General features: G+C 27.1%; 13 protein-coding genes. 11 read left to right on the top strand and 2 right to left on the bottom strand.

Annotation, left to right across the window (positions count from 1 at the left end):
- The 8 genes from Q1J60_RS09485 to treR form a co-directional block, all read left to right on the top strand.
- Positions 1-575 (top strand): FMN-dependent NADH-azoreductase (locus Q1J60_RS09485; protein WP_300261296.1); only part of this gene is annotated, 575 nt, incomplete at its 5' end.
- 1,279 nt (positions 576-1,854) lie between these two features.
- Positions 1,855-2,991, top strand: a complete 1,137-nt coding sequence (locus Q1J60_RS09480; protein ID WP_300261293.1) for a betaine/proline/choline family ABC transporter ATP-binding protein — start codon at positions 1,855-1,857, stop codon at positions 2,989-2,991.
- Entirely contained in the window at positions 2,984-4,534 is a 1,551-nt protein-coding gene (locus Q1J60_RS09475; protein ID WP_300261290.1) for an ABC transporter permease/substrate-binding protein, read from the top strand. The genes Q1J60_RS09480 and Q1J60_RS09475 overlap by 8 nt, the downstream gene beginning before the upstream one ends.
- A 258-nt stretch (positions 4,535-4,792) precedes the next feature.
- Entirely contained in the window at positions 4,793-5,368 is a 576-nt protein-coding gene (locus Q1J60_RS09470) for a sigma-70 family RNA polymerase sigma factor (RefSeq protein WP_300261287.1), read from the top strand.
- Positions 5,361-6,449 carry a DUF4179 domain-containing protein gene (locus Q1J60_RS09465; protein WP_300261284.1) on the top strand — a complete coding sequence of 363 codons (1,089 nt, stop codon included), beginning with the start codon at positions 5,361-5,363 and terminating at the stop codon, positions 6,447-6,449. The genes Q1J60_RS09470 and Q1J60_RS09465 overlap by 8 nt, the downstream gene beginning before the upstream one ends.
- Positions 6,450-6,797: 348 nt before the next feature.
- Positions 6,798-8,219 (top strand): PTS system trehalose-specific EIIBC component, encoded by a 1,422-nt coding sequence (gene treP, locus Q1J60_RS09460; protein ID WP_300261281.1) that lies wholly within the window; start codon positions 6,798-6,800, stop codon positions 8,217-8,219.
- Between the two features lie 203 nt (positions 8,220-8,422).
- Positions 8,423-10,090 (top strand): alpha,alpha-phosphotrehalase, encoded by a 1,668-nt coding sequence (treC, locus tag Q1J60_RS09455; RefSeq protein ID WP_300261278.1) that lies wholly within the window; start codon positions 8,423-8,425, stop codon positions 10,088-10,090.
- 228 nt (positions 10,091-10,318) lie between these two features.
- Entirely contained in the window at positions 10,319-11,026 is a 708-nt protein-coding gene (gene treR, locus Q1J60_RS09450) for a trehalose operon repressor (protein WP_300261274.1), read from the top strand.
- Positions 11,027-11,406: 380 nt separating this feature from the next.
- Here the strand turns inward: treR and Q1J60_RS09445 are convergent, their stop codons facing one another.
- Positions 11,407-13,593 carry a stage V sporulation protein D gene (locus Q1J60_RS09445; RefSeq protein WP_300261271.1) on the bottom strand — a complete coding sequence of 729 codons (2,187 nt, stop codon included), beginning with the start codon at positions 13,591-13,593 and terminating at the stop codon, positions 11,407-11,409.
- 354 nt (positions 13,594-13,947) lie between these two features.
- On the opposite strand from Q1J60_RS09445, the gene Q1J60_RS09440 reads away from it, so the two are divergent.
- Entirely contained in the window at positions 13,948-14,616 is a 669-nt protein-coding gene (locus tag Q1J60_RS09440) for a peptidoglycan recognition protein family protein (protein ID WP_300261268.1), read from the top strand.
- A gap of 208 nt (positions 14,617-14,824) precedes the next feature.
- Here the strand turns inward: Q1J60_RS09440 and Q1J60_RS09435 are convergent, their stop codons facing one another.
- Positions 14,825-15,232: a secondary thiamine-phosphate synthase enzyme YjbQ gene (locus Q1J60_RS09435; protein ID WP_300261265.1), complete on the bottom strand. Its 408-nt coding sequence runs from the start codon at positions 15,230-15,232 to the stop codon at positions 14,825-14,827.
- A 419-nt stretch (positions 15,233-15,651) separates the two neighbouring features.
- Between Q1J60_RS09435 and Q1J60_RS09430 the strand changes: the two genes are divergently transcribed.
- The gene (locus Q1J60_RS09430; protein ID WP_300261262.1) at positions 15,652-15,900 is read left to right on the top strand and encodes a CPF_0552 family protein; all 249 of its coding nucleotides are present in this window, start codon (positions 15,652-15,654) and stop codon (positions 15,898-15,900) included.
- A gap of 289 nt (positions 15,901-16,189) precedes the next feature.
- A complete protein-coding gene (gnpA, locus tag Q1J60_RS09425) occupies positions 16,190-18,394 on the top strand; it encodes a 1,3-beta-galactosyl-N-acetylhexosamine phosphorylase (protein ID WP_300261259.1) in 2,205 nt (734 codons plus the stop codon).
- Positions 18,395-18,504: the final 110 nt, after the last annotated feature.

Genomic DNA, 18,504 nt, shown 5'->3' with positions numbered 1-18,504 from the left:
GTAGGTTTGTAGAATTAAATCCAGAGTTTGAAATAGAGGAAATTGATTTATACAAAGATTTTATTCCTAGATTAGAGGCTAAACATTTTTCAGGAAGAAGTTGTTTGGTAGATTTTGAGGATGCTAGTATAGATGAAAAGACAAGAAAAGAAATAAAAAGAATAATAGAGTTAAGTGAACAATTTAAAAATGCAGATTTATACGTAATAGCAACCCCTTTATGGACATTATCTTTCCCATCACCATTAAAGGAATATATAGATTGCGTTGTTCAAAATAAAATAACAATTAAAGTAACACCAGAAGAAATTAAAGGGTTGTTAGATGATAAACAAAGAGAAATGGTTTATATACAATCTTCAGGTGGAGAAATTTCTTTGCTTACTAGAGGTATATTTAATAAAGGATTAAATTATGTTGAAGATGTAATGAAATTCTTAGGAATAAAAAAATTCCACCAATTATTAGTGGATGGAACAGGTTTTAGCATAGAAGAAAAATTTAAGGCTGAAGATAAGGCTGTTGAAAAAATAGATAATGTAATAAAAGACATACATTTTAGCAATAAAGGTTAAAATAAAAAGTTTTATATTTAGTTAATAAAATTTTACATAAAAATTTAATTTGGTTATATTTAAATATTGATTTTTAGGGCTATTAATAGTTTTAAGAGAATTTATTAAAGTAATTCATTAACAAAACTTAGTAGAGTACATAACATAGAAATTATAAGTTTTATTAATGAGCTTTGATAAATTCTTTTATTTTAAACATAATAAAAAATATTTTTAAGCAAGATTTATAAAGTCAAAGTAGAACGAATGTTTGCATCTGTTTCTTTTATATGTTATACTTAACTCTCAGCTTTGTGGATATTAATGCTGAAACTAGAATATAGAAATAAATTTTTTTTATAATAAAATAAGATTTAGAGTTTATTCTCAGGTTTAAAAAGGTATAGAAGAGAGATAAAATATTAAATTTATAATATGGTAAATTGTAATTCACTTCGTAAAGAGGATTTTCACTTCAATAGGTAAAAAATTATTTTATACTAATGTTTTAAAATTTTTAAAAACATGATAAATAGTATAAAAACATAACACCTAAAATATTCTTAATAAATCCAGTAAAAAATTTAAAAGTATATCATTAATTCAGGATAGTTTTACATCATAGTACTATTTATTTAAGATTTATAAAAAGGTACTACGTGAAAAATTAATAATATATATTTTCATATGTTATAACTAATTAAACTTTATTTAGAATAATTATTTGATTAATTTAAATTTTGTAAAAAAATAGAATATATTCATAACTAGTTGTTAACTCAAAAGAGAAACTAGATGATTTTTAATACTTATAATTAAAGTTGTGAAATAAATGGAAAAAATAAAAATTTTGATATATAAATATTAAATTATGTCCATAATTTAAGTGAAAGTTAAATTCTCAATATATTGAGAATTAATTAAAGTATAAATTAAAAGGAGGATACAAATTTGTTAATATATAATATTTGTAATGAATTTAGTAAAAGTAAAAAAAATAAAAGAAGAACAAGAAAAGATGTAAAGAATATTTTAAAGGAGGCAAAAAATAAATAGATTTTATTATGTAGAGCACTGTTTTATATAATAGTGTTTTTTTATTTAAATACTATTTAAAAAGCTTATAAAGACAGTAATATAGAGGCTAAAATAGATTAATATAGTATTTATTATTTAATAAATTATATTAAATTAGTTTTGGGTTAAATAAATTAAAATTTGAATTTAACTTAAAATTATGTTACAATAAACTAGCAACTTTTTAAATTATAAAAGTTGTCAGAAGAAAAGGGGGATTTGTATGATAGAAATAAAAAATGTATCTAAACAAATAGGAGACAGAAAGATACTAGATAATATTTCTTTAACTATTGATAAAGGAAGTTTAGTTGTTTTAATAGGATCTAGTGGATGTGGTAAAACAACAACTTTAAAACTTATAAATAAGTTAATAACACCTACTTCTGGTGAAATATTTATAAATGGAAAATCTTTAGCAGATGAAAACACTATTGAGTTAAGAAGAAATATTGGTTATGTAATTCAAAATAATGGATTGTTTCCACATTTAACAATAAAGGAAAATATAGAGCTTATTCCAAGATTAAAGAAGGGTAAAGATGTTGAAAAAATAGAGAAGACAACTTTAGACCTTTTAAATATGGTTGGATTAGATCCTGAAATTTATTTAAATAAGTATCCATCAGAGCTTAGTGGAGGACAGCAACAGAGGGTAGGATTTGCAAGAGCCTTTGCTACAGATGCTGAGATAATCTTAATGGACGAGCCTTTTAGTGCTTTAGATCCAATAACTCGTACTTCACTTCAAGAAGAGCTTTTTAATATTCAAGAGGAACTTAAAAAGACAATTATTTTTGTTACTCATGATATGGATGAAGCTTTAAAGATAGCGGATAAAATATGCATAATGAATGGAGGAAAAATAGCTCAATATGATACTCCAGAAAATATACTTAGAAATCCAGCAAATGATTTTGTTAGAGATTTTATAGGATCAGATAGGGTTTGGAATAATCCTGATTTCATAAAAGCAAAGGATATAATGATAAAAAATCCTATATCTGTTAAAGGAGCTAGAACCATATTGCAAGGAATAGAAATAATGAGAAGTAATAAGGTGGATAGTTTATTAGTTATTGACAAAGAAAATGTACTTAAAGGTATTGTCACTTTTAAAGATATAAAAACTACAAATGAAAAATCAAGAGCACTTTCAGAAATTATGAGTGAAAATCCACTAAGAGTTAATGAAGATGATAGTTTAGTTGATATTTTAACTGTAATGAATGAAAATTCAGTAGGATTTATACCTGTTGTTAACTCAGAAGAAAAATTGGTAGGGCTTATAACAAGAAGTAGTTTACTTTCAATATTAAGCGACCAATTCTTAGATATGGAGGTGAATATATTTGAATAATTTATTACAATATGTAATTTCACAGAAAACTCAAATATTAGATTTATTAGTTCAACATATATATTTAACAATTACAGCTATAGGAATAGCTATATTAATAGGAGTTCCCTTAGGAATTCTTGTTTCAAGAGTTAAGTTTTTAAGAAAGCCTATACTAGGATTTGTAAACTTAGTGCAAGCTGTGCCTTCTATGGCCTTACTAGGATTGCTTATTCCAATATTAGGAATAGGAAGTACACCTGCAATCTTTATGGTTGTAGTATATTCATTGCTTCCAATAGTTAAAAATACTTACACAGGAATCTCTGGCATAGACCCAGTAGTATTAGAATCTGCTAAGGGAATTGGACTTACTAAGAACCAAAGTTTATTTAAGATACAATTACCATTAGCATTGCCAATAATAATGTCTGGTATAAGAATATCAGCGGTTACAGCTGTAGGACTTATGACTTTAGCTGCCTTTATTGGTGCTGGTGGACTTGGATACTTAGTATTCTCAGGAGTTCAAACAGTAAATAATAATATGATTTTAGCAGGAGCTATACCAGCTTGTATTTTAGCCTTAATAGTTGACTTTATTTTTGGGAAAATAGAGGTAGCTGTTATACCAAAGGGATTAAGTAATGATAACAAAAAGAAAAATACTTTTGTTCTTAAAGTAATAAGTGTAATAATGGTAATAGCTATTTTATTTATGGGAATTTCATCATTTATATCAGGTAAAAAAGATAAAGTGGTTATTGGATCAAAAAACTTTACTGAGCAACTTATTTTAGGAAATATGTATGCAGATTTAGTTGAGAATAAAACAGATTTACAAGTTGAAAAAAAGCTAAATCTAGGAGGAACATCAGTTGCCTTTGGAGCTCTTGAAAAAGGTGATGTTGACATGTATGTTGATTATACTGGAACATTACTTGTTAATGTTATGAAAGAAAATAATATTGATAATAGTGTAGACTATTATAATAGCATAAAAGAAAATATGAATAATGAACATGGATTAACAGTAATGGAGCCATTAGGATTTAATAATACTTATAATATAGCTATATCAAAAGAATTAGCTGATAAGTATAAAATAAATACTCTATCAGATTTAGCAAAGTATAGTAATGACTTTGTATTATCTCCAACTATTGAATTCCAAAATAGACAAGATGGTTTAGTTGGATTAGAGAATTACTATGGCATGGATTTCAAAAATGTTAAATCTTTAGATGGAAGTCTTAGATACTCAGCATTATCAAATGGGGAATCACAGGCTATAGATGCTTTCTCAACAGATGGACTTCTTAAAAAGTTTGACTTAAAAACTTTAGAAGATGACAAGAAATTCTTTGTAAGTTATAGTGCAGTACCTATAGTTAACAATAAAACTTTAGAAAATTATCCAGAATTAAAGGATGTTTTAAACTCTTTAAGTAGTAAAATCAATCAAGAAAAAATGATTGACTTAAACTATCAAGTAGATGTATTAGGTAAATCACCAGAAGAGGTTGCTAAAGCTTTCTTAATTCAAGAAGGTTTAATAGAATAATAGTTAGTATTTATTATATGTTAAATAAAAATTATAAGAAGCATATTAGGATTTATATAAGTCTTAATATGCTTTTTTTATTGCTTAATTTATAATTAGTATAGTTTTTAGTGAGGGTATATTTAAATAAAATTATTTTAGAAAGTTTTTTTAATAAAACCTAACTTAAAAAAATAAAAAGATTTTGAAACTTTTTAGCTACTTAAAAAGACTAATGTATGTAGACATCGATGTTAAAATTTTGCTAGGAGGGGAAAGATGGAAAAAACTATGAGTATATCATATCTAGATATAGATAGAAAAAATGAATTAAATGAAATTAAGTTAATAAAAGAATCAATGAAAGGAAATAAAGAATCCTTTGGAATCCTTATAAAAAATAATAAAGAATACTTATATAAAATGGCGTTTTTATATGTTAAAGATGAGCAAGATGCTCTTGAAGTTATACATGAAACAGTATATAGAGCTTTTTTAAATATTAAAAAATTAAAAAAAGCAAAGTTTTTTAACACATGGATTATAAGAATTTTAATAAATTTATCAATTGATTTTTTAAAGAAAAAAGGAAAAATTGAAATGTTGGATGAAAGTACACCAATAAGAAAAGAAAGATGTGAAATATCAACAGAGGAAAAGTTAGATTTATATAATGCAATAGATTTATTAAATGATAATTATAAAACAGTAATAATCATGATGTACTTTAATGATATGAAAATAAAAGATATTGCAAAGGTTATGGAAATTCCAGAAAACACAGTTAAAACTTATTTGAGAAGAGCAAAACAAGCTTTAGGTGAGGTTTTAAAGGAGGGCTATTTAAATGAATAAAAAAGATTTAGATAAGATAAATTTACCCAATAATTTAGATAATATTATAGATGAGGCAATAAATATGGCTCATGAGGATAAAAAGAAAAATAAAATAAATAAGGGATATAAGAAAATGTTTAAAAGTATTGCAGCAGGACTTGCAATAATTACTGGAATTGGTGTTGGTACAACTACCTTGGCGTATGGAGTGCCAGTAATAAAGAATGCTTTTGAAAGAATACAAAATGAAATATGGAATAAAGGGGATTACTCAAAATATGCAACAGAAGTTAATCAGACTGTCTCTAATAATGGGGTAGGAATAACTTTGTCAGAGATTATTTGTGATGGACAGAATTTGTATGTAAGCTATGTAATTAAAAGCAAAGAACCTTTTAAATATATAAAATATAAATATGATCCTGTGAAAGATGATGACATGACTAAAGAAGAAGCAGAAAAAATTGAAAAAATGCAATTAGATTACGGAGCTAAAGCTAAAGTAAGTTTTACAGATAGTGAGCTAGATAATAGTGGAGTTTCTGGATTAGAAGGAAGATTCATAGATGATCATACTTTTGTTGGAGTAGAGGAGTACAATTTAACAAGCTTAAACATGAAGATTCCAGATGAATTTGAATTTACAATAAATTTTAATTCAATAGTTGATGAAGGATGGAATAGTGAGAGAGAGAAAGATAATGTATTAGAAGGAACTTGGAACTTTAAAGTGCCAGTAAAAGTTGATAAATTATTATCTAAGAATATAGAAGTTAATGCTATTAATAATGATGGCATTGGTATTAAAGAAGTAATAGCAACTCCAATTAAATTAAAAGTGGTTACTACTGGCTATGACAGAGAAAAAAATGATTACTGGGTAAGAGTTTATGATGAAAAAGGAAATATATTAAGAACAAGCAGTGGAGAAGAATTATCTAGTTATGGAGAATACTTATCAACTATTGCTAAGGAAGGTGAAGATATTAAAAAAATAAAAGTTGAAATTTATAAACCATTTGTAGATGAAAATGGAAAAGATTATTTTCATGATCCTAGAGAAACTATATTATATTCTAAGGAAATAAATTTAGAATAAACAAGGCTTATAATATTAATTTATTAAGTTTAAAATAAAAAATATATTAACCTAAAATAGTTTTATAGAGAAGAAGTTGAATGAGAGTTTATAGTAATTTTCATTGACTTCTTTTTTATTTCTGATAGTTTTAAATTTTAAAGTTTAATTTCCTATTATAAATATTTTAGCTGCTTGTATATTAACTATTTTTAAACTACTAATCATATAGTTAAATATTTTATTATTTAATGATAAAAATAGTAAATAAAAACTTTTGAAAAGGATTAATGAAAAGGTTGACACAACATATACGTATATGTTAGTATAAAAATATAAGATATACGTACAAGTTATGGAGGAGAAAAGATGAGTAAGTTTGAAAAAGATGCAAAGTTACTAACAGAGTACATAGGCGGAAAAGAAAACGTAGCTGCAGTTACTCACTGTGCTACAAGAATGAGATTCGTCTTAAATGATACGAGCAAAGCAGATGTTGAAAAAATAAAATCTATTTCTTGTGTAAAAGGGACATTTACTCAAGCAGGACAGTTTCAAGTAATAATTGGACCAGAAGTTGCTATTTTCTATAATGATTTTGTTGGACAGACTGGAGTATCTGGAGAAAGTAAGGAAGAAGTCAAGAAGGCTGCCAAGAAGAATATGAATATAGTTCAGAGAGCAGTTGCAGGCTTAGCAGAAATATTTGCTCCATTAATACCAGCTATCATAGTTGGAGGTCTTATATTAGGATTCCGTAATGTAATCGGAGATATGAAATTATTTGAAGATGGAACTAAGACTTTGGTTGAAGTTTCTCAATTCTGGGCAGGAACACATAGTTTCTTATGGTTAATAGGTGAGGCAATATTTCACTTCTTACCTGTAGGAGTTGTTTGGTCAATTGCTAAGAAAATGGGAGCAGATCAAATGCTAGGAATAGTTATTGGTATAACTTTAGTATCTCCACAATTATTAAATGCATATAGTGCAGGCAATGGAGCAGTTGCTCCAGTTTGGGACTTTGGATTTGCTCAAGTTCCAATGGTAGGATATCAAGCACAAGTTTTACCAGCAATCATGGTTGGATTCACTTTTGTTTACTTAGAAAGATTATTTAAGAAGATTACACCAGGACCTATACAAATGATAATAGTACCATTTTTCTCAGTAATTCCAACAGTATTATTAGCACACACTGTTTTAGGACCTATAGGTTGGAAAATAGGTAGCGTAATATCAGGAGTTATAGTGGTAGGCTTAACATCATCATTTGGATGGTTATTTGCAGGAATTTTTGGAATGATTTATGCACCATTAGTTATAACAGGATTACACCATACTTTATTACCAGTTGATTTACAACTTATAAGTGATATAGGTGGAACATTCTTATGGCCAATAATTGCATTATCAAATATAGCTCAAGCATCAGCAGTTTTAGCCATGATATATGTAAATAGAAAAGATGAAGATGAAAAACAAATATCAATACCAGCATGTATTTCAGGATATTTAGGGGTAACTGAACCTGCAATGTTTGGGATTAACTTAAAATATTTATATCCATTCATAGCATCTATGATTGGAGCAGGGTTAGCAGGTATGTTCTCAATGGTAATGGGATGTATGGCAAATTCAGTAGGAGTTGGTGGATTACCAGCAATCTTATCAATGCAATCATCTAGTATGTTAATGTATTTAGTTGCAATGGGAATAGCAATAGTTGTACCATTCATATTAACAATAGTGTTCTCAAAGACAAAGTTAGCTAACATGGCTTCAAAATAATATAAAAAGGTGGGGGTAACTCCACCTTTTGCTTATTTAGCTTTTTAGAAAAATAATATCTGAATTAATAGTTAAGATTTATTAAACCAAGAATTTAAATATAATTATAAATTATGCTTAGAATTTAACAAGCATTGACAGAAAGAGTGAATTAGAATATATTTAAGATAACTTATACGTACAAGTTGTGTGAGGTGTGAATTATGAAAGATTTTAAGAAAAGTGTTGTTTATCAGATATATCCAAAATCATTTAATGATTCAAATGGAGATGGTCTTGGAGATTTAAGAGGAGTAATTGAAAAATTAGATTATCTTAAAAATTTAGGAGTAGATTATATTTGGATGACTCCATTTTATGTATCTCCTCAAAAAGATAATGGATATGATATAGCTGATTATTATAAAATTGATTCTAGATATGGAACTATGGAAGATTTTGAAGATTTGGTTAAAGAAGCTAAGAGTAGAAATATAGATATTATGCTTGATATGGTTTTTAATCATACTTCCACAGAGCATGAATGGTTCAAAAGAGCTTTGAAAGGCGAAGAAAAATATAAAAATTATTATATTTTTAAAGAAGGAAAAAAAGGAGAACCACCAACAAATTGGATTTCAAAATTTGGAGGAAGTGCTTGGGAGTATATTGAAGAAATGGGAGAGTATTACCTACATTTATTTGATGTTTCACAGGCTGATTTAAACTGGGATAATAAAGAGTTAAGAGAAGAGATTTATAAAGTGGTGAATTTCTGGATAGATAAAGGTGTTAAAGGATTTAGATTAGATGTTATAAATCTTATTTCTAAACCAGAAAAATTTGAAAATGATTATGAAGGTGATGGAAGAAGATTTTATACTGATGGGCATAGAATACATGAGTATTTAAAAGAGCTTAATAAAAGAACTTTTGGCAAAGATGTAGAAATAGTAACTGTTGGTGAAATGTCATCAACAACTATAGAAAACTGTATAAAGTATTCTAATCCTAATGAAAAAGAATTATCAATGGTATTTAATTTTCATCATTTAAAGGTGGATTATAAAGATGGACAAAAATGGTCTTTAATGGATTTTGATTTTATTGAATTAAAAAGACTTTTTAATAATTGGCAAAGAGGAATGATTAAGGGGAGAGGATGGAATGCTGTTTTCTGGTGTAATCATGATCAACCAAGGGTTAACTCAAGATTTGGAGATGTAAAGAAATACTTTAATGAATCTTCAAAAATGTTAGCTACCTCAATTCATATGATGAGTGGAACTCCTTATGTATATCAAGGAGAAGAAATTGGAATGACAAATCCAGGTTTTGAAAGTATTGAAGAGTATAGGGATGTAGAATCCATAAACTATTTCAATATTTTAAAAGAAGAGGGAGTTGATGAAAAAGAAATAATGGAAATCCTTAAGAATAAATCAAGAGATAATTCAAGAACGCCTGTTCAATGGAACGAAGAAAAAAATGCTGGATTTACTACAGGAACTTCTTGGATAAATATTGCCAATAATTATAGAGAAATAAATGTGGAAAGAGCTTTAGAAAATAAGGATTCTGTATTTTATCATTATAAGAAGCTTATTGAATTAAGAAAGAATGAAGATGTAATAGCATATGGAGATTATATTCAGCTTTTAGAAGAGCATCCTCAAGTGTATGCTTATGAAAGAAATTATAATGGCGAAAAATTACTTGTTATAAATAACTTTTATGGTGAAGAATGCTTAGTAGATTTATCAAAGGAAATTGAAGGGCTAGAAAATTACAATAAGAGTATTTTAATATCTAATTATAATGATAGTACATTAGATTTATTAAATTTAAAGTTAAGACCATATGAATCAATGGTTTACAAATTAGAAAAATAAGATATTAATAATTAAAAAAAGGGTTGTATCAAAATATAAATTTTAAATTTAATTTTTTGATGTAGTCCTTTGTATTTTTTATATGAAAATTCACTTAAAATCTACTATTATGTTAAAATATAATTGAATTTTAATGTTTATAAATAATAATGAATATTAAGTTATTTATTATAAGAAAGTTTTAAAAGTAGTAAAAGTTATAATAATAGATTGGGGAGAATTTAAAATATGTCTAGTAAGTATTTAAAAATATATAATGATATTGTTGGGAAAATAGATAGTGGAATTTTTGAAGTAAATACTAAGTTGCCATCAGAATCACAACTTATGGATGAATATAATGTATCTAGGGATACTGTAAGAAAATCTTTAAATTTATTAGAGCAAAATGGATATATTGAAAAATCTAAAGGGAAGGGATCTTTTGTACTTGATATGAATAAATTTAATTTTCCGGTGTCAGGTATAAAGAGTTTTAAAGAGATTGAAAATAGCTTAGGAAAAGATTGTGAAACTATACTAGAAGAATTAACATTAAAAAGTCCTAGTGATAGTCTTATGAAAAAATTAGAGATTTCTCCTAATAAATATATTTGGAGTATAGTAAGAGTTAGAAATATTGATGGTGAAAAGATAATTTTAGATAAGGACTATTTAAATTCAGAGTTTGTTCCAAGACTTACAGAAGAAATATGTAAGGATTCTTTATATAAATATATAGAGGAAAAGTTAGGGTTAAAGATAGCATATGCTGAAAAAGAGATAACAGTACAAACTGCTACTGATGAAGATCAAAGGCTGTTAGATTTAAGAGGGTATGATATGGTAGCTGTGGTTAAAAGCTATACATATTTAGAAGGAAGAAAATTATTTCAATATACAGAGTCAAGACATAGACCAGATAAGTTTAAGTTTGTAGATTTTGCAAGAAGATAGATTTAGAATAGTGATGAGGCTATATCAAAATTTATTTTGATATATGCCTTTTTTATAATTAGTAATTGTTTATTATTTTGAATAAAAAAAATGAGAGAACTTTATGTACTCTCATTAATTAAATAATGTTTAACACTTAAAATAGCAAAGGAAAAGTTTCGATGTAGTAAAGGCTAATTTAGGAAAGCCACTTAAGTATCAAACAGTTTAAAAAAAGTTAACAATGTCTATAAATTATTTATAAAACTCTTTGTATTTATTGTCAAATAAATGAAATTAAATAATTTTAATATTTAAGCCTATATTTTGAAATTAAATATATTTTAACCATTAAATAATTATTTAAATAAGTAATGTATACATTTTATATTAACAAATTTTTAATATCCTAAGGTTAATGTAATTTTTGAATTTCCATTTACAACTTCATCAGGCAAAATACTTTGCTTAGTTACAGATGTACCTTCACCAACAAATTCTCCTATAAGTCCTAACTGATTAAGAAGCTTTTCGGCAGATTCTTTAGAATAGTTTGTGAAGTCTGGAATTATAACATCACTATTTAAGTTTGAACTATCACCTGCTATTAAAGTTATTTTTGTATCTGGAGATATTGGATAGCCTGGGGCTGGGTTACTTTCAATTATAAATTCACCTTCGCCTTCTATTTCGTAAGATACACTTAATTCTTTTAGCATACTTGTAGCATCATTTATAGGTAATCCACGAACTTCAGGAATTATAACAGTTTCTTTTTCAGGAAGTTTTTGATCTAAGTGGAATTCTGTTAAATCTATATAGTTAAATATATTTTGTAATAGCATTCCAGCTAAAGGTGCTGCAACTCTACCTCCATAATATTCTCCATTTTTAGGATTATCAACAGATACCATAACAGAAATTTGTGGATTATCATAAGGAGCAAAACCAACAAAGGAAGCAACATATCCTCCACCATATCCACCAGTTTCAGGGTTAACTTTTTGTGCTGTACCTGTTTTACCTGCAACTCCATAGCCTTCTTTATAAGCTCCTTTGGCTGATCCATTTTTTACTGCGTTTTCTAAAGCTAATTTTATTTGATCAGAAGTTTCTTTGCTTATTAAATTTTCTGTTTTTTTAGGGACAAAGGTTTCATCTATAACTCTATTATTATTTTCATTTATATAACTTATTTCTTTAACAACATGAGGCTGAATTAATGTGCCACCATTGGCAACTGCATTGACTGCAGTCATAAATTGAATTGGGTTAACTGTATTAGTTTGACCAAAAGAAATGGTTGCTAAGTCCATATCTGTTATATTTTCTGTCTTTTTAACTATTCCAGGAGATTCACCAGGCAAATCTACACCAGATTTTCTTCCAAGACCAAATTTTTTAATATATTCATTTAATTTTTCAGCTCCTAATTTTTCTCCTAAATTCATGAATCCAACGTTACATGAATTTTGTATTATTTCTTCAAAGGTTTGCGTTCCATGGCCACCTCTCTTCCAGCATTTAATGAATCTATCACCTTTTTGGAGACCACCACTACAAGTATAGGTTTCATCCTTACCAGCTACACCTTCTTGGACTGCAGCGGAAGCTGTTATTATTTTGAAAATAGATCCAGGTTCAAAGGAGTCTGAAACAGCTCTATTTCTCCACATTTTTTGAATTCTATCTGAGGAAGTATTTCCTGAAAAATTTTCAGCTCCATCATAAGGCTTATTGGGATTAAAGTCAGGTTTGTTAGACATAGCTAAAATTTCACCATTATTTGGATTCATTATTATTACTGATGCTGCATCAGCATTATGATGTACTAAACCTATTTCAGCGATTTGTTCAGCAAAGTGTTGTAATTTTTCATCAATTGTTAAGACTACATCTTTACCATCTACAGGAGCTGTGAATCTAGAAATAGTGTAAGGATATTCAGCACCATCCTTAACCATCTCAGTTATTTTCAGTCCAGGACTTCCAGATAAAACTCTATCGTATTTTAGCTCAACACCATTTAATCCAACACCATCAGAGTTAGTAGTACCTAGTACATGAGAAAGAAAGTTATCATTAGGATAGTATCTTTGAGTATCTGGAGAAACCATTACTCCTGGAATTTCTAATTCTTTAACTTTGTCAGCTTTCTCTTTTTCTATTCTTCTAGCTAGTATTGCAGCACCAGCAGGAGCTCCAGAAGGAAGTTTAAATTCTAATTTTTTTAAAACTGTATCCTTATCCATTTCAAGAACTTTAGAAATTTCTAAAGCTAATTCCTCATTAGTTTTCCCAGTTTTCTTTGTATAAGATCTAATTGCATTTAGGTTAAAGTCTACTCTATAAACATTTGAACTAACAGCAAGTTCTTTTAGATCTCTATCAAGTATTTTTCCTCTTCTTGCAGATATTTTAACTTCGTTTGTCCATTGTTCAACAGCAAGCTCTGCATATTCAGGACCTTTAACTATCATTACATAAGATAATCTAATGCTTAATATAAAACACATAATTATAATAAATGCTAGTATAAATGAAAGTCTTTTTCTTATTATGGCCATATCTCTATATGATTTTTTCAATATTAATTACCTCCTTCAAAAAAACTTATCTATACATAATATTAGTTAAATAAGAAATTAATTATAAAATTTAAAAAAAAGCTTATTTAAAATAAAAGTTTATTTTTATGCATATAGTAAAATTCATAATAATTTAAAGTTAGTATTTAAATTATTTAAACTGTGGTATAAAAATTATAGATGTAACAAAATGTAAATAATTAAAAATAAGGTAGAGATTGAAAAGATTTTTGTTTATTATTTACATATAAGGTGTTAAGTGTTATGGTGTTTTTTGTATTTTAAAATGGGAGTCATATAAGAAGTTAAATATTTGGACTTATATATTAAAAAACAAAAGGGGGAAGAGCAAAGTTGGATCATAATAAAATAAAGAATATCAATTTATCAGAGAGAAGAAAAAAGATTTTTAGAAGAAGACTTATATTTTTATTTAGTATTATAGTTATTATTTGTGGGAGTATTTTCTTTATTTTTTCTAGAATAAATAGAGATGAGAGTTATAGGGATATTTATAAGAAAAATATTTCAAGTAGAGAGCTAGAAAAAATGAGGCAGGAATTATCTATAAATGAAGTTGACTATAAATGGGGAAGTGGGCTTAAAAAAGGTAATTTACCTAAAAGATTAATTATTCATCATTCAGCAACAGATTCACCAGAATCTCCAGAAGATATTCATAAATTTCATTTAGATAATGGATGGAGTGGAATAGGATATCATTTTTATATAAGAGAGGATGGAACAATTTATAAAGGAAGAGATGAAAATATAATAGGAGCTCATGCTAAAAATGCAAATTATAATACCTTAGGAATATGTATCGAGGGAAACTTTGAAAAAGAAGGGTTAAATGAGGCACAAAAAAATTCACTTGTTAAATTAGGAACTTATTTAAGCTTAAAATATCCAATAAAAGATATAATTCCACATAGAGAAGTTGTAGATACTTTATGTCCAGGAAAACTTTTTCCTATGGATAATATAAAAAGTAGCATTATTGAGGAAATAAAAAATATGTGATGATTATCAAGTGACAATTAGATTTTATAAATTTTCATTAATTAGATAATTAATTAAAGCTCTAAGTTAATTAAAACTCAGGGCTTTAATTTTTTAGTCCTTCTAAAAGAGAATTGAGAAGGATTGGATAATTGCTATTATATTGAGATTTAATTTATTATATTTTATAGATATTATTATAATTAAAAAAAGTAATTAATTTGTCTAATTATCCTTCAAGAATCTTAACATAAAAAGTTCTGTTTCTTGGACCATCAAAGTCACAGAAGTACACATCTTGCCATTGACCTAAGATTAATCTACCTTTATGTAATATTAATTGTTGAGATACCCCTACTGTAGAACTTTTAAGATGTGAATGTGAATTACCCTCAAAATGTCTATATTTATAATCATTAGTTGGATAAACTTTTTCAAATCCATAAATTAAATCTTTAACAACATCAGGGTCTGCATTTTCATTTATTGTTATACCAGCAGTAGTATGCGGACAATAAACAACCACAATTCCATTTTCAATATTACTATTTTTTATATCCTCTCTTATATAAGATGTAATTTTACTCATACTTTGAGGGGTATGAGTTTCTATTGTATGTTTAAAAAAATTATTCATAAAAACACCCCTTTAAATTTGGTTATATAAACATTATATAATATTTTTTTATTTGAAATAACATAATATTATTAGGTTTAATATTAATAAATGTGGATATAATGGCATATGAAGAACTTATATTGGAGGAAGTAGTATGTTTGATTTTATATTTGATAAAGAATACAAAAAGATGAAGAAGATTAACTTTTTAGAAGAAAGAAATTTTATAATGTTGTTTCTTGCACAGATGTATTTATAAATTACTTATTTTATTAGAAGTTTTCTTTGGAATAAGTTAATAACATTAAAATATAGTATTTAATAAAGAGAGTATATTGTAATGACCTTTTGTAAATAATAATTAAAGGTTATGCAAGAAAAATTTACTAATTTATGCTAATATGTAATTAAGATTATTATTTATGGAGGGATTTAATATGTACACTATAATGGCTATAAAAATATCACCTAGAACTATTGCAGCACCAATGGTTCAAGAGATACTCACTAAATACGGTTGTATAATACATACTAGAATAGGCTTACATGAAGCTACTGAAAATACATGTTCAACTTCAGGTCTTATTCTTTTAAACCTTACACCAAGTGCTGAGGAAGAAATAAAAAATTTAGATAATGAATTAAATTCTTTAGAAGATGTAACAGCTAAATTATTAAACCTTTAATAAGTTTATAAAAGAGCGTGTATAAAAATAACTTTTGATAAAACTTACAAACTGTGTAAATAGAACTTTATTGGTTCTTAGGATAGGTTTGTAAGTTTTTTTTGTTTTTGAGTATATTATTTTTAATTATAAACTATCATTAAAAATAATATACTCAAAATTTTGAATGATTTAGTAAATAAATTGCATGTAAACGTTAATTGACAAATGTTAATATTGAACTGTAAGAAAAAGGTATATTATATGCATGACTTTAAATGCTATATCAAGGGAAATGGAGGAGAAAATTATGGGTAAGTTAAAAGGAAGAGTTACAATACCAACAGATTCTAATATGAAAGAAGAAATAAAAAGTATTATAGATAGATGGGGAGCTGATGCCTTAAGAGATTGTGATGGAACTAAGCTTTCTAAGGATATTGTTGACTTAGGGGTTAAGTTATATTCTACATATCTAACAGTTAGAAGTGATCAAAAATGGGCTAGAGAAAATAAAGATGAATTACAACAACTTTACTTAATGTCAGAACCTGTTATTGCTAAATCAGAAAAAACTGAAATAAAAATATTAGAAGGATATTATGCTGAGCAATTTAAAATAGATAAAGTTCATGATGAAAAAAAATGGTGGGAAGTTATAGATAGAACAACTGGGGAAGTTATAGCACCTTCAAAGTGGAGTTTTCATAAAGAAAGTGAAATTTTAACAATAGAAGAAACTACGCCTTATCATGAATATACAGTAAATTTCTTAGTTTATATGATTTGGGATCCAACTCAAATGTATAATCATATAACTAATGATTGGGGAGATAAGCCTCATGAAATGCCTTATGATTGTAGACAAGTTAAGACTAGTTTACATGTTAAAAAAATTTTAAAGAAATGGATTGATGATAATCCAGAAGTAGATGTAGTTAGATTTACTACTTTCTTCTATCATTTTACATTATGCTTTAATGAAGTTGCTAAAGAGAAATTTGTTGATTGGTTTGGATATAGTTCATCAGTTAGTCCTTTGGCCTTAGAGCAGTTTGAAAAAGAAAAGGGATATAAATTAAGACCAGAAGATATAGTTGATGCTGGTTACTATAATTCAACATTCAGAGTACCAACAAAACAATATAAAGACTTCATAGATTTTCAATGTCAACATGTTTCAAAAATGGCTAAAGAGTTAGTAGATTTATGTCATGAAAATGGAAAAGAAGCAATGATGTTCTTAGGTGATAACTGGATAGGAACAGAGCCTTATGGAAAATATTTTTCAAGTATTGGATTAGATGCAGTAGTTGGTTCTGTAGGTAATGGAACAACTATGAGAATGATAGCTGATATTCCGGGAGTTAAGTATACAGAAGGAAGATTTTTACCATACTTTTTCCCAGATGTATTTAATGAAACGGGAGATCCTGTTTTGGAAGCAAGAGAGAATTGGTTACAATCAAGAAGAGCTATATTAAGAAGTCCTCTAGATAGAATAGGATATGGTGGATATTTATCACTTGCAGTTAAATTTCCAGAGTTTGTTGAGCAAGTTGAAAAAATATGTGATGAATTTAGAGAAATTCACGAAACTATAAAAGGAACTAAGGCATATGTAGCTCCATTTAAGGTTGGAGTATTAAACTGTTGGGGTAAACTAAGAAGTTGGCAAACTCAACAAGTAGCTCATGCTCTTTGGTACAAGGAAGTATATTCATATGCTGGAATTGTTGAATGTTTAAGTGGTATGCCTGTAGAAGTAGAATTTATTAGTTTTGATTATATATTAGAAAATGGAATTCCAGAGGATATTGGAGTTATTATAAATGCTGGAGATGCTTACACTGCTTGGAGTGGTGGAGAGTATTGGAAAAATCCTAAATTAGTTTCTATGATTAGAAATTGGGTTGACAATGGTGGTGGATTCATAGGAGTTGGAGAACCAACTGCAATACACTATGAGAATAAATTCTTCCAGTTAGCAGATGTTTTAGGAGTTGATAAGGAAGTTGGATTTAGCTTAAGCACTAGAAAATATAATGAATTAAATCCACATCATTTTATAACAGAAGAAATTGGTGAAAAATCTATTGATTTTGGTGAAGGTATGAAAGGCGTTTATGGAAAGGGTGATAGTTACCAAGTTTTAAGAATGGACTTCGGTAATGAACATTGCTTAAAGAATCACTTTAGAGGAGATACCACTTGTGCTGTAAACACATATGGAAAAGGTAGAAGTGTTTATTTTGCAGGATTCCCATATACTCCAGAGAATTGTAGAATTTTATTAAGATCAATTTATTGGGCTGCAAGTAAAGAAGATGAGATGAAAAAATTCTATGTAACTAATATAGATACTGAGTGTGCTGCATTTTTAGAAGTAGGAAAAATGGCTATAATAAATAACACTCAAGAAGAAAAAATTACAGATGCATATATAAATGGTGTTAAGGTTGGAACTTTAACTTTAGCTCCTATGGAAATAAGATGGTTAGATATAAATAAATAAGCTTTTTCTTTTAATTCCCTTATATATAATATCCTTAGTGTATTTTCACTAAGGATATTTTTAATATTTATATGATTTTTGTGAAAATAGAAAAATATAAGAATTGATGT

Source organism: Clostridium sp. (assembly GCF_029258205.1).
GTDB lineage: Bacteria > Bacillota > Clostridia > Clostridiales > Clostridiaceae > Sarcina.
This window is presented reverse-complemented; position numbering and strand designations above follow the sequence as displayed.